A 12,624-nucleotide genomic window follows, 5' to 3' on the forward strand; every position below is an offset into this window, starting at 1 on the left:
ATTAATAAAAAATCGGGCGCATTGATACTTGGAAAGAATCGACTTGATGATTATGCAACTAAATTTCTAACAAAATATTGTAAGCAGGCATTGGTTAATCCAATGCCTCTTCCAGTTGAGGAGATTCTTCAGGATATGGGACTTACAGTACAAGAAGTTTCCTTATCTAGCAATTTAGATGTTTTTGGTTGCTGTTTGCTACTAGACGCACATGTAGATGTTTATGACCAAGAAACAAGGCAATATACATCAACCGCTTTTAATGCTGGAACTGTATTGATTGATCCATTATCTGAAGCTGTATTTGGTGAAGGTTCGAGAAGAAACACACTAATCCATGAGGCACTGCATTGGGAAAAAGATAAAAGATATTTTGAAATCCTTGAGATAAAAAATAAAGACGCAACTGAAAAGCTATACCCTATTTTATGCCGTCAATCTGAGACTTTCTATACTCCACCTGAGGGAAAGAACACAAAAGAAAATGAAGTAAGGTGGTTGGAATGGCAGGCACATAGATTAGCACCAAGAGTCCTTATGCCAAAAAACAGCTTTAAAAAGAAGGCACTGGAGTTTATTCAACAATATAAAGAGGCTGGAGAAAATGTTATATTATCGTGTGACACTTTAATTGAAAATTTAAGTATCTTCTTTAAAACGTCACGGTTATCAGTAAAATATAGATTGATTGAGGTTGGTCTTAAAGATACAATTTCAAGGTTTTCAGATTATGAAGATGTCTATGAAGAAATCAATAGCAATAAAGATTTTGTCAAATTAACTCCAGTAGAAGCGTTAAAGATTGTTGACACAGATTCAGTTCTTAAAGGATGGATAAGCGATGGACGATTTGTTTATGCTGACGGGTACTTTGTTCTCGCTGACATACAGTATGTAAAACAAAAAGATGGAGTACTTCATTTAACTGCTAAAGCAAAGAAAAATCTTGCAAAATGTGTTATTAATATTCGTGAGCAAAAGTTTACTACATATGAAAATGCCGATAAAGATTTTCTTGGTTATGCGGTACTTAGAAAAGTAGAAGGAATTGACAATAGACTTCTTACATTCCATCCAAAGTATCAGTCTTCTTTAATGTGTGAACCAGAAGAGGCTTACCAAGCATTTTATAAACAGTTAGCTTCTTATGATGAACAAGAAGAAATTGAACTTATGAAGATGATAGGAGACCCAACTAAATCTCTGTGCGAGTGTTTATGGTTTTTGATGGAGAATAGAAAATGGAACTATCCTAAGCAATTTAACGAAGAGACAGGACTGCACATAAACTATCACGGTAAAATTAAGAAAAATAACTATAACAACATGACTACTAATGTTTTGATGGCGATTTGTGTAGCCATGAGATTAAGTTCGAGAATAACACAAAAGTTATTTGATAAATCAAATAACAAATTAAATTATTATTCTGATCCTGATAAAACCTATATTCGTATAATGGATACTATGCCGGGACTCTCGCTTGACGATTTCAATGGAGTCTTAGGGCAGTTTGGAATACCTGAACTAGGTAGTGAAATAAAGAATTAAAAGTTCGTTAACTCGTTGAGTTGGTTTTGGACCCCGAAAGGGGTTCTTTTTTTTTGCTCAAAATTGAAAAAACCCTATTTATAAGGAAACAAAAGCCAACTCTATGAGTTGGTCGCTGAATTTTGAAATCTTTTATGTTTATAAGTGTAAGGCTCAGGTCTTACAAAAATTTAAATACGTCTAAAGCTGGCCAGTAGAAGACGGTGGATACATAAATGAATCGAAGATAGTCAATGAAGGGCTATTGGAAAAGTTTATGCTCCTCCGTTTTATTTCCTATGCACATTTTCGGGAAGTAACTCTGTTGGTCATTTTTTCTAAGACTCATTAGTACTCCGCCGTCTTGCAAGACGGGAACAGGAGAATCTAATGAGATTTTCAGTAAGGTATGAAGAGAAAATTCAAACAATCGAGCTTAATGATGAAGAAACAGAACAAATGTGGGTTAGTCTGTCCCTTGTGGGTGAAGGACTTTCCAAATCAAATAAAGAGCGCTTAATTCAAGATGCTTTTAACGATAAGTATAACAAACCCGAGTACAATAACTGGCATAAATTTGATAGACACAGAGGGATGCCCAAAAAACCATTCCGTAAGGACGACGAATCTGAGGATGCAACGGATCATATGGACTATCTCCCCGATAATTCCCAAGAAGTGGAACGAAATAAAAAGGAAGATTATGAATATTACTGTGAGATTATTCGTTCCATTCTCAAGCCAAAACATTCAGAACCTTTTATTGCTGTATATCTTGATGGCATGTCAATGACTGAGTATGCAGAGCGTGAGGGTGTTAGTAAAAGCGCCATTTCACACCGTTTAAATACAGCTAAGAAGAATTTCAAAAAAGTTTTTCCAGAATCCTCAACTTTCCCCTCTTGCCACGGCTAATAGATAGAGGGCAACACATAAACGCTCTCGGAAAGAGGTGAAGAACATGAAACACAACTTGAAAATCAGTGTTTCAAAAACTCCACAGACTGGCGGGATTGTAACTTGCCGTAATGTCACTATAAGGGAGCGTTTCCTTCGTTTCTTACTTGGTGATAAGCAGAAACTGACTATCCTTGTTCCGGGTGACACAGTACAAGAACTCGCCATCAGTGAGATTAAGGAGGGAGGATTAAACCATGAGCAAAATCAAACTACTTCTTGATGTGGTTTCTGATATGCGCTCTTTGGCAGACAGCGTACAAGCGGTTGCTGATGCGATGGCGAGCAATGAACCTGTCGAAGCAAAAGAACCGACTACACCTGTAAAAGAACCTGCGCCAAAGAAAAAGGAGATCGCTCTGGAGGAAGTCAGAGCAAAACTCGCTGAAAAGAGTCAAGTCGGTCTTACTTCTCAAGTGAGGGAAATTATCCAAAAATACGGTGGCTCTAAATTAAGCGAAGTTGACCCGAAACATTATGCAGATATATTGAAAGATGCGGAGGTACTAGGTAATGAGTGATCACGCAGTACTTTCCGCATCGGGGTCCCATAGGTGGCTTAATTGCCTTCCTTCTGCAAGATTGGAACTGGAATTTGAAAATAGTGAATCCAATGCAGCCGCTGAAGGTACCGCCGCTCATGCTCTCTGTGAACATAAACTTAAAAAAGCACTTCACATGAGAAGTAAACGGCCAGTCTCGGTGTATAACTCTGATGAAATGGAAGAACACAGCGATGCCTATGTGGAATTTGTAATGGAGCAGCTGGAACTGGCAAGGCAAAGCTGTACGGACCCGTTAATACTTATTGAACAACGTCTTGATTTTTCTTGCTATGTACCCCAGGGGTTCGGAACTGGTGATTGCATCATTATTGGCGATAAAAAGCTTCATATTATCGATTTTAAGTATGGCATGGGTGTGTTAGTAGATGCAGTGGAAAACCCGCAGATGAAATTGTATGCCCTTGGTGCTTTAGAAATCTACGATAGCTTGTACGATATCGAGGAGGTTTCCATGACCATCTTCCAACCCCGCAGGGAAAATGTCAGCACATGGACAATCCCGGTAAAGGAATTAAAGGACTGGGCAGAAAATGAACTGAAACCAAAGGCGAAAAAGGCCTATGACGGTGAAGGTGAATATCTGACCGGTGAGTGGTGTACTTTCTGCCGAGCGGCTGTTAAATGCCGTGCAAGAGCAGAAGAAAAGCTGAAATTAGCACAGATGGAATTTAAACTGCCACCCCTGCTTACGGATTCTGAAATTGAGGAAGTTCTCTCTAAATTGTCCGATCTTACAAAGTGGGCAAATGAAATCATTGCTTATGCCACGGATGCTGCTGTTAATCACGGGAAAGAGTGGCACGGTTTTAAGGTAGTCGAGGGCAGGTCTATCCGTAAATATAAGGACGAAGAGGCTGTGGCTGAAGTAGCCAAGGCAAACGGCTATAAGGATATCTATCGTCAGAGTCTCATTACCCTTACGGAAATGCAGAAGCTGATGGGTAAAAAGAAATTTGAAGAAATCCTCGGTGGTCTCATACATAAACCACCAGGGAAGCCAACGCTGGTTCCGCTTTCGGATAAGCGGCAGGCTATGAATATATCAAACGTAAAAAACGAATTTAACGAGATAACGGAGGAATAGGAATATGAATAATCAAAACAGAACAAAGGTTGTTACAAGTGTCAACACACGTCTTAGTTACTTTCACGGCTGGGAGCCGGTATCCATCAATGGTGGAGCGGAAAAGTACAGCGTATCCGTATTGATTCCCAAAACAGATAAGGAAACCATCAATGCTATCAATGCAGCAGTAGATGCAGCCATTGAAGAGGGCGTTGCAAAGTTTGGTGGTAAAAAGCCGAATAAGGCGGCTATTAAACTGCCACTTCGAGATGGTGACGTAGAACGTGATGACGAGGCTTACAAAGGACATTACTTTGTAAATGCCAACAGCAAGACGCCACCCCAAATAGTAGATAAAGCGGTTAGACCTATCTTGGATCGCAACGAGGTTTACAGCGGTTGTTATGCAAGAGTATCCCTAAATTTCTATGCTTTTAACTCTAATGGCAATAAGGGTGTAGCATGTGGTCTTGGCAACATCCAGAAGATAAGAGATGGAGAGCCTTTAGGGGGAAGAACCAATGCAGCTGATGACTTCACAACTATTGATGATGATGATTTTCTAGCATAAGGAATAAATACAGACGAGGTGGTGGAGGTTGTTCTTCTGCCACCTCGTTTGCATTGGAAAGGGCGGTAATACATGAATTCTATTTCTATTGATATTGAAACATTTAGTAGTGCCAACCTTCAAAAGTCTGGAGTTTACCGTTATGCAGAGAGTGATGATTTTGAAATTCTACTATTTGGTTATTCGGTGGATGGCGGTGAAGTACAGGTGGTTGACCTTGCCATCGGGGAAGAAATCCCCGATGAAATTATAAACGCACTTATGGATGATTCCGTTACCAAGTGGGCTTTCAATGCAATGTTTGAGCGTGTGTGTCTATCAAAATGGCTTAACCTTGCAGATTATCTTGCTCCTGTATCCTGGAAATGTTCCATGATATGGTCGGCATATATGGGATTACCTCTTTCTTTGGAGGGAGTTGGTGCAGTTCTAGGTTTGGAGAAACAAAAGTTAGCAGAGGGTAAAGACCTCATTAAATATTTCTGTACACCTTGCTCCCCAACTAAATCAAATGGTGGTCGAGTTCGTAATCTGCCAGAACATGACATGGATAAATGGGAGCGGTTTAAAGCATATAACCTTCGTGATGTGGAAGCCGAGATGTCTATACAACAGAAATTATCTAAGTTTCCGATGCCTGAGAACATCTGGGAGGAATATCATCTCGACCAGGTCATCAATGATCGTGGCATTGCCATTGACATGACTTTCGTAAAACAGGCTGGTGCAATAGATGAACATTCCCGTGAAAAGCTAATGGATACAATGCAAGAAATAACCAATTTAGAGAATCCAAATTCTGTACAACAAATGAAAGATTGGCTTGCCGATAATGGGCTAGAAACAGATACTCTTGGTAAAAAAGCAGTTGCTGAGATGTTAAAGACGGCTCCTGAACCACTAGGCACTGTTTTGGAACTTCGCCAGCAACTTGCAAAATCATCAGTGAAAAAATACACAGCAATGGAAAATGCGGTATGTAGTGACGGTCGTGCAAGAGGAATGCTTCAGTTTTACGGAGCCAACAGAACCGGCAGATTCTCTGGCAGGCTGATTCAGTTGCAAAATCTCCCCCAAAACCATATGCCCGATTTAGAACAGGCTCGTGCTTTAGTTCGAAGCGGAAACTTTGATGCTCTTACTTTACTCTATGATTCAATCCCAGAGGTACTGTCGGAACTTATCCGTACTGCTTTTATACCGCGAGAAGGTATGAAGTTCATTGTGGCAGATTTTTCAGCGATTGAGGCTCGCGTCATTGCTTGGCTTGCAAGTGAAAAATGGAGAATAGATGTATTCCAAAACGGCGGTGACATCTACTGTGCCAGTGCCTCTCAGATGTTTAATGTACCTGTTGAAAAGCATGGTGTGAACGGTCACCTTCGTCAGAAAGGGAAAATAGCCGAACTTGCCCTCGGTTATGGTGGATCTGTTGGAGCATTAAAATCAATGGGTGCTTTGGAGATGGGAATTGAAGAAGAGGAACTTCAGCCCCTTGTAACGGCTTGGAGACAATCCAATCCCAATATCACAAAACTTTGGTGGGATGTTGACCGAGCAGTAAAAACCTGTGTTAAGCAAAAAACTCCCACAGAGACACATGGCATTAAATTTATCTATCAAAGTGGGATGCTCTTTATTGTCCTCCCTTCCGGCAGACGGCTTTCTTATGTGAAACCTCGTATGGGAGAGAACGTGTTCGGCGGTGAGTCTGTTACTTACGAAGGCGTTGGTGGGACGAAGAAATGGGAAAGAATCGACAGCTATGGGCCAAAATTTGTAGAGAATATTGTCCAGGCAATCAGTCGTGACATTTTGTGCCATGCCATGCAGACGTTAAAGAATTGTTCCATTGTGGCTCATGTGCACGATGAAATTATAATTGAAGCGGACATGAGGATGTCACTTTCCGCTATCTGTGAACAGATGGCTAAGATACCAACATGGGCAAATGGCCTGTTGCTTAGTGCTGATGGTTATGAGTGTCAGTTTTATCAAAAAGATTAAATTAATTGGTAATCGTGTGGGAGGAGGTTAAAAGACCTTCAATTTTTAAATAATGAAAACAGGATAGCACTTATTTTATGACCGGTACGTGCTATCTTGTTTGTTTAATAAACGCTCCATTTTTGTGGAATAAAGGGTTAAAATTCGAATCTTGAAGAAATATAGTGAAAGAACCGATTTTGACTCCTCTCTCTATAAAGTTAATAATAAATCAAGGGGTAAGACTAAATCTATTAAAAACACATGGGACAATAATTGATACATCGACCGATTAGCTTAATTGATTTTATTGCAGAGTGTCTCTAAATGATAACGAATAACTTCCTTCACCTTTTCTGGAGAGTATACATCAGGTCTTAATAAAGCATGAATCGACAATCCCTCTATTAATGCCGTTAACCTACTCTTTTCTAATTCTGCATTCATTGAATCTGATAATACGCCTTTTAGAGCTAAGATTTCAATCATTGAATTTGCTAATTCATATGTACCGTCCGTCATTTCATCTTTTTTGTCCCTTATTGTATCACTTGTAAGTGAACGTAATGCAAGAATCCACCAAACACTCGTTTCAATTTTCTTTTCTTCATCTATTGGTACTAGCTCTAATAAAACTTCTTCTACTGCCTGCACTGGGTTTTCTGACCATTCTTTATTTTGAGAACGTTTTTTCCCTTCTTCTAAGTAGTAATTCATAATAAATAATAACATTTCATCTTGAGTTGAAAAATAATGTCTTAACGCACCAGAAGATATCCCTGCCTCAGCTGCAACTCTTCGTATAGACGCTTTCTCAACCCCTTCTTTCCTAATAATATTCCATGCAGCCTCAGCAATTTGTTTGCGCTTTTCATCATGATCAACAATTTTTGGCATTATAAAAATCACTTCCTTTATTTAGCGCAGTGTGTTATTATCTTTTTATAGCACGATGTGTTAAATAGATAATACCACAACATTTAAAGGAGGACTAGTTTGTTTGATCGAAACTATTGAAGCATTGATGCCTTCTTCATCATTAGACATTTCTTCAGCATTAATGATTATTTCTTTGTGTGCTTTAATTGATATTTTAAGTCCCGGTGTACTGACTGTAACAGCCTATTTATTACTGACACAACCGAATCAGTTACCTTCTCGTTTATTTGTGTTTTTATTCATCACGCAGTTAGGCTATTTCATCACGGGTTTATTACTCTACTCTGGTGGAAATTCATTATTGAAGAGAATAGAACAATTGTCTCAGTTTGACTTTATCAATTGGTTTTATATCCTACTTGGAGCAGTTCTTGTTCTAATAAGCTTCAGTAAACCAAAAGAGACTACAAAAAAACGTTTAATTTCATTTATCCCCAAAAATACAACAATTAAAGGGATGATTATATTAGGAATCATTGTTTTCCTAATTGAATTTGTAACGGCATTGCCTTACTTTTATTCAATCTTTTTAATGAATCATCAAACAATTGATGCTACACCTGCTATCTTAATAATAATTGGATACAATCTAGTAATGGTGCTTCCTTCTCTGTTACTGTTAGGGGTTAATATTATATTTAAAGAAAGATTGCAACAATTTCTTGTTAAAATCAGGTCAAAATTAAATGAAGCTCCAATCTCTTCACTCTTGGTAGCGACAGGAGTCATAGGTGCAGTTTTTTTTAATATCGGTCTTAGGGGCATATTAAATTAGAAAAAATATTAAAGAGGTGTTCATCATGAAAGAAATTATCAGTGGACTCAGTCTACTTTTTATTATTCAGGGAGTAGGCGGATTAATCAATCATTTGACTAATGGAGGAAAAAGTTGGTTTTTAGTAAATTATATTGATGCGTTTCAAGGGTTGGAAATCGTTTTGGACATTGTATTTATTGTAGTTGGTGGGATCATAGCTTTAGCCACTCGTAAAATAACATCTAGTAAAAACGATAAGTGAATGATGTAAATAAAAAATACAGAGTGAGAATTTCTCGCTCTGTATTTTTTATTTTAATTGATTCTCCTCGAGGCTCTACCAACCTTACTCATCCAGGTCATAGATCAAAGATGATGCCCAAAATGACTGTTTTTCTCTTTTCTTAAAGTAGAAAATTACTGAATCAACCTTTTAAATCTATTTTACATATACAAATTTCGAACAACAATCCGGATGTCTAATTTATTTTTTCAAAATCCTCAACAATCATTACCTCCTGTGGCTATTAGGTAGAGGGGTTTCCTCTCTGACTATATTGCAGGAGGTAATTCGTATGGACGAATTAGTAAAAATCAACTATGAAAATCAACGACCAACCGTACTCGGTCGTGATTTACATGAAGCCTTGGAAGTAAAGACCGCTTATAAAGACTGGTTTCCAAGAATGTGTGAGTACGGATTTGAGGAAGGGTCAGACTTTAGCTCATTTTTGAGCGAAAGTACTGGAGGCAGACCAAGCATAGACCATCAGTTAACAATTGACATGGCAAAAGAGCTATGCATGATACAGCGTACTCCAAAAGGGAAAGAGTGCCGCGGGTACTTTCTTGAAATAGAAAGAAGATGGAATTCCCCAGAAGCAATCATGGCAAGGGCACTTCAGATTGCCAATCAACAGCTAACACAAGTAAGGAAACAAAATAAAGTGCTTGAAGGTACAGTTGCTGTTCAGAATCAGCAAATTGCAGAAATGAAACCGAAAGTCTCTTATTACGATGTGGTTTTAAATTGCAAAGACCTCATTTCCACATCAGCAATTGCCAAAGATTACGGCAAGTCAGCTATTTGGATGAACCGCTATCTTAATAAAAAGGGCATCCAGTTTAAACAAGGCGGCATTTGGCTTTTATATCAGAAGCATGCGGAAAAAGGCTACACCAGCACTAAGACACATAGCTACCTAGGCAGTAACGGGCAGCAGCATACAAAGGTCCATACATATTGGACTCAAAAAGGCAGACTCTTCATTTACGAACTGATGAAGGCGGACGGTATTTTGCCTCAGATAGAAATGGAGGGTGTGTAATGGGAATCAACAAATTTAACCATGAAGGATACCATGACCCAACTCCCCATGAAGCACTGACTAACATAATAAGAAAGGAAAAGGCAGAGAAAAAATCTGCCTTTAAGCCGCTTGTATATATCTGTTCTCCCTATTCCGGTGATGTAGAAGGAAACATTAAAAAGGCTCGCAGTTTTTGCAGGTTTGCCTTAGACCAAAACTGTATCCCAATTGCTCCCCACCTTATGTTTCCGCAGTTTATGGATGATGAAAACCCAGAGGAACGAGAACGTGCCATATTTATGGACATTGTACTTATGGGTAAATGCTCCGAGGTGTGGGTGCTGGGCAATACCATCTCAAGCGGTATGGCGAGGAAAATTGAAGTAGCCAAGAAACGCAGACAAACGGTCAGGTATTTTAATCCGGAGCATGAGGAGGTTGAAAGCTTATGAAAATTGCAGTGGGCAATAGCCGGATGGATAGGAAATGGAAAAACAAAGATATCTCCTGGGAGGATTTTTGCTCCCGTGTAAAGACAACCCAACGTACTACAGAAATGGTAGAAGAATATCGGAAACTTAAAAAAGGCCAGCAAGATGATATCAAAGACGTGGGCGGCTTTGTCGGGGGACATTTAAAAGAAGGAAGGCGAAAGAAGGGCAATGTTCTGTGTCGTTCTTTTCTTACCCTTGATATGGATTACGGTAGACCGGATATCTGGGAACAAATCAGCATGCTTTGTGACTTCAAATGTTGCGTTTACTCCACTCATAAGCACACACCGGAAAATCCGAGACTCAGACTTATTGTTCCTCTTGCCCGCGAGGTCAGTGAAGAAGAATATGCAGCCGTTGGACGTATGGTGGCAAAAGAAATCGGTATTGACCTTTTTGATGATACGACATATGAAGCCCATCGCCTTATGTATTGGCCATCCACTTCCTCTAATGGTGAATTTGTCTACGAAGAGCAGGATGGAGCATTACTTGACCCGGATATTTATCTTGCAAAATATGAAAACTGGCGAGATACGTCAACTTGGCCAGTATCAAGCAGGCAGTCTGAGGTTATTAATCGCAATCTTAGAGAACAAGCCGATCCGCTTTTAAAGGAAGGTGTGGTAGGAACTTTCTGTCGTGCCTATTCCGTTCGTGAAGCAATTGATAAATTTTTAGGTGCAGTTTATGCGCCATCTGCTATGGAAGGGCGCTATGACTATATTCCAGCTGATAGTAGTGCGGGTGTAATTATCTATGATGATAAATTCGCATACAGCCACCATGCCACCGACCCAGCAAGCGGCCTGCTCCTCAATGCTTTTGACCTCGTTCGTATTCATAAATTCGGCTCTTTAGATGATAGAGCTTCCACTACAACGGCTCCTAGTAGGATGCCGTCTTTTGTGGCAATGTGTGAGTTTGCTATAAAAGATGAAGCGGTGAAAGCTGAGTTTGCTAAGGAAAGGCAGGCCCAGGCTGAAGAGGAGTTTAGTGAAGAGGATTGGCAGACGGGATTGGAATTGGATAAGCAAGGTCGGATAAAAGACACTTTGGACAACATCGTCTTAATTATTCGACATGATAAGGAATTACAGCATATCGCTTTCAACTGCCACCGTGATGGTATTGATGCCAAAGGTGGTCTGCCTTGGGAACAGATTAAATGTGGTTGGAATGATTCGGACAATGCACTGCTGAAGGTGTACTTAAGCAGCAAATACGGAGTCTATTCTCCTACCAAGACCAAGGATGCTGTGTTGGCGGTAGCGTCAGAACGAGCCTACCATCCTGTTAAGGAGTATCTTGACTCCCTGCCAAAATGGGATGGTATTTGTCGAGTGGAAAATCTACTTATTGATTATTTCGGTGCAACAGAAAATTCCTATACAAAGGCAATTATTCGCAAAACGATGGTTGCGGCGGTAGCCCGTATTTATAGACCAGGCACAAAGTTTGATAGTGTTCTTATCTTAAATGGTCCTCAAGGCATCGGTAAATCAACCTTCTTTGCTAAGCTTGCTGGAGATTGGTTTTCAGATAGTTTGACCATTACGGACATGAAAGATAAATCTGGTGCTGAAAAACTTCAAGGATATTGGTTGTTGGAACTGGGTGAGCTTGCCGGAATGCGTAAGACGGATGTGGAGATTGTGAAGTCCTTTATTTCGAGGGCGGATGATAAGTACCGTGCCAGTTATGGTGTCAACGTCGAAAGCCATCCCCGTCAATGCGTAATTGTAGGTTCTACCAATGCAGAAAGCGGATTTCTTCGGGATATTACAGGCAACCGCAGATTCTGGCCAGTCCGTATTAGCGGAAACAGTAAAAAGAAAGCTTGGCAGATGACCAAAGAGGAAGTACAGCAGATTTGGGCAGAGACACTAGAGCTTTATGAGAAGGGCGAAAAACTCTACCTTGAAGGTGATGATGTATCCATGGCAACTAGTGAACAGGCAGATGCTATGGAAACAGATGAACGAGAAGGACTGGTTCGTACTTACTTGGATACGCTCTTGCCGGATGATTGGGACACGATGTCTTTGTACGAGCGTAGAAATTTCCTTGGCGGTAGCGAATTTGGCGGCGGCACCCGGGTTGGAACAGTACAAAGAACCCTTGTCTGCAATATGGAGATTTGGTGTGAGTGTTTCGGTAAAGAGGCATCCATGCTAAAGCCTTCAGATTCCTATGCCATCGGTGCCATTATGAGAAAGATCAGTGAGTGGAACAAGTACACTGGGAACAAGAATGGTGTTGTGACGTTTCCTGTCTACGGAAAGCAACGAGCTTATTCCCGAGTCGAGGAACAACGCTAAGTTGTACCTTACATTGTTCCCATCCTGGTTCTTTCCCTAAAGTTAGTAATGATAAGGAAAATCAACGGTTCGGAACAAGTGGAACAAGAAGTATCCTATTTATTTATAAATAGTAAAAAGAAGTAAT

General features: G+C 39.9%; 12 protein-coding genes. 11 read left to right on the plus strand and 1 reads right to left on the minus strand.

Translation table 11 applies throughout. The features are described 5' to 3' along the window. Window positions 1-195: 195 nt before the first annotated feature. The 6 genes from T514_RS0113740 to T514_RS0113770 all read left to right on the plus strand — a co-directional run bounded on the left by T514_RS0113740 (window position 196) and on the right by T514_RS0113770 (window position 6,697). On the plus strand, window positions 196-1,551 hold the full coding sequence (locus tag T514_RS0113740; protein ID WP_242850606.1) for an ImmA/IrrE family metallo-endopeptidase: 1,356 nt from the start codon (window positions 196-198) through the stop codon (window positions 1,549-1,551). Between the two features lie 369 nt (window positions 1,552-1,920). After that, window positions 1,921-2,445, plus strand: coding sequence for a FliA/WhiG subfamily RNA polymerase sigma-28 subunit (locus T514_RS24610; RefSeq protein WP_034869163.1), 525 nt, complete (start codon window positions 1,921-1,923; stop codon window positions 2,443-2,445). Window positions 2,446-2,684: 239 nt separating this feature from the next. Continuing rightward, window positions 2,685-3,008 (plus strand): hypothetical protein, encoded by a 324-nt coding sequence (locus tag T514_RS0113755; protein WP_027625317.1) that lies wholly within the window; start codon window positions 2,685-2,687, stop codon window positions 3,006-3,008. Next, window positions 3,001-4,137 (plus strand): DUF2800 domain-containing protein, encoded by a 1,137-nt coding sequence (locus T514_RS0113760; protein WP_027625318.1) that lies wholly within the window; start codon window positions 3,001-3,003, stop codon window positions 4,135-4,137. Before T514_RS0113755 ends, T514_RS0113760 begins: the two co-directional genes overlap by 8 nt. Window positions 4,138-4,141: 4 nt before the next feature. Beyond that, window positions 4,142-4,690 carry a DUF2815 family protein gene (locus T514_RS0113765; protein WP_027625319.1) on the plus strand — a complete coding sequence of 183 codons (549 nt, stop codon included), beginning with the start codon at window positions 4,142-4,144 and terminating at the stop codon, window positions 4,688-4,690. Between the two features lie 72 nt (window positions 4,691-4,762). Then, window positions 4,763-6,697 (plus strand): DNA polymerase, encoded by a 1,935-nt coding sequence (locus T514_RS0113770; RefSeq protein ID WP_027625320.1) that lies wholly within the window; start codon window positions 4,763-4,765, stop codon window positions 6,695-6,697. Window positions 6,698-6,973: 276 nt separating this feature from the next. Here T514_RS0113770 and T514_RS0113775 read toward each other — a convergent pair whose 3' ends face one another. Further along, complete coding sequence (locus T514_RS0113775; RefSeq protein ID WP_027625321.1) at window positions 6,974-7,573, minus strand: TetR/AcrR family transcriptional regulator; 600 nt, start codon at window positions 7,571-7,573, stop codon at window positions 6,974-6,976. Window positions 7,574-7,676: 103 nt separating this feature from the next. On the opposite strand from T514_RS0113775, the gene T514_RS0113780 reads away from it, so the two are divergent. The 5 genes from T514_RS0113780 (at window position 7,677) to T514_RS0113800 (ending at window position 12,497) form a co-directional block, all read left to right on the plus strand. Next, window positions 7,677-8,390, plus strand: a complete 714-nt coding sequence (locus T514_RS0113780; RefSeq protein WP_027625322.1) for a GAP family protein — start codon at window positions 7,677-7,679, stop codon at window positions 8,388-8,390. Window positions 8,391-8,415: 25 nt separating this feature from the next. Next, window positions 8,416-8,634: a hypothetical protein gene (locus T514_RS0113785; RefSeq protein WP_027625323.1), complete on the plus strand. Its 219-nt coding sequence runs from the start codon at window positions 8,416-8,418 to the stop codon at window positions 8,632-8,634. Window positions 8,635-8,947: 313 nt separating this feature from the next. Continuing rightward, on the plus strand, window positions 8,948-9,700 hold the full coding sequence (locus T514_RS0113790) for a phage antirepressor KilAC domain-containing protein (protein ID WP_027625324.1): 753 nt from the start codon (window positions 8,948-8,950) through the stop codon (window positions 9,698-9,700). Next, complete coding sequence (locus T514_RS0113795) at window positions 9,700-10,134, plus strand: DUF7768 domain-containing protein (protein WP_027625325.1); 435 nt, start codon at window positions 9,700-9,702, stop codon at window positions 10,132-10,134. Before T514_RS0113790 ends, T514_RS0113795 begins: the two co-directional genes overlap by 1 nt. Next, entirely contained in the window at window positions 10,131-12,497 is a 2,367-nt protein-coding gene (locus tag T514_RS0113800) for a virulence-associated E family protein (RefSeq protein WP_027625326.1), read from the plus strand. Before T514_RS0113795 ends, T514_RS0113800 begins: the two co-directional genes overlap by 4 nt. Window positions 12,498-12,624: the final 127 nt, after the last annotated feature.

It is taken from the genome of Clostridium lundense DSM 17049 (assembly GCF_000619945.1).
Taxonomy (GTDB): domain Bacteria; phylum Bacillota; class Clostridia; order Clostridiales; family Clostridiaceae; genus Clostridium_AO; species Clostridium_AO lundense.

Excerpts from the sequence above, each read along its gene's own strand:
- T514_RS0113765 (WP_027625319.1), top strand. The coding sequence starts at position 4,142 with ATGAATAATCAAAACAGAACAAAGGTTGTTACAAGTGTCAACACACGT.
- T514_RS24610 (WP_034869163.1), top strand. The coding sequence starts at position 1,921 with ATGAGATTTTCAGTAAGGTATGAAGAGAAAATTCAAACAATCGAGCTT.
- T514_RS0113770 (WP_027625320.1), top strand. The coding sequence starts at position 4,763 with ATGAATTCTATTTCTATTGATATTGAAACATTTAGTAGTGCCAACCTT.
- T514_RS0113795 (WP_027625325.1), top strand. The coding sequence starts at position 9,700 with ATGGGAATCAACAAATTTAACCATGAAGGATACCATGACCCAACTCCC.
- T514_RS0113755 (WP_027625317.1), top strand. The coding sequence starts at position 2,685 with ATGAGCAAAATCAAACTACTTCTTGATGTGGTTTCTGATATGCGCTCT.
- T514_RS0113785 (WP_027625323.1), top strand. The coding sequence starts at position 8,416 with ATGAAAGAAATTATCAGTGGACTCAGTCTACTTTTTATTATTCAGGGA.
- T514_RS0113775 (WP_027625321.1), bottom strand. The coding sequence starts at position 7,573 with ATGCCAAAAATTGTTGATCATGATGAAAAGCGCAAACAAATTGCTGAG.
- T514_RS0113760 (WP_027625318.1), top strand. The coding sequence starts at position 3,001 with ATGAGTGATCACGCAGTACTTTCCGCATCGGGGTCCCATAGGTGGCTT.
- T514_RS0113800 (WP_027625326.1), top strand. The coding sequence starts at position 10,131 with ATGAAAATTGCAGTGGGCAATAGCCGGATGGATAGGAAATGGAAAAAC.
- T514_RS0113790 (WP_027625324.1), top strand. The coding sequence starts at position 8,948 with ATGGACGAATTAGTAAAAATCAACTATGAAAATCAACGACCAACCGTA.